This window comes from Lysinibacillus sp. OL1 (assembly GCF_004332175.1).
GTDB lineage: Bacteria > Bacillota > Bacilli > Bacillales_A > Planococcaceae > Lysinibacillus > Lysinibacillus capsici.
The window spans coordinates 1-432 of the sequence record NZ_SJDS01000045.1 but is presented as its reverse complement, the minus strand read 5'-3'; the positions used below and the strand labels follow the sequence as shown (position 1 = coordinate 432).

Sequence of the window (432 nt, the reverse complement as noted above, 5' to 3'; positions counted from 1 at the left end):
ATCTATTCAATTAAAGCACCACGTTTGTTGAACAAGGAATTTTGTTTACCCTTCAACAATTGCAAGATATTTTTTGATTTCTCCTTCAGATTCAACAATTAAAATATCTCCTCGTTCTTTGGTGGAAAAAATCTTTGTACCAACAGGAAGTTTATTCGACATCTCATCTCTAAAATCTGTATTAGCATCATTTTTTGTTTTTATTTCACCGATTTGAACATCTTTTGTTAAAGACAATTCTTCAACCCAATCAATATTAGCTTTGTAGATAACTCCATCATACTGAAAAATATCAGCATCAGAATCTAATGTTAAAGCTTCTTCGGCATCTATACTGTCAATTGATACTGTTGTAGTTCCCCCTTGAATATTGCATCCTGTAATCATGAATAAAGCTAATGCGATCAAACCATAGAATAATTTTTTTATTTT

The 432-nt window shown here is 30.6% G+C and carries 1 protein-coding gene; it reads right to left on the bottom strand.

Translation table 11 applies throughout. From position 1 onward, the window contains the following. Positions 1 to 45 precede the first annotated feature (45 nt). The coding region (locus tag EW028_RS24360) for a hypothetical protein (protein WP_227745023.1) at positions 46 to 432 on the bottom strand (387 nt) is incomplete at its 5' end.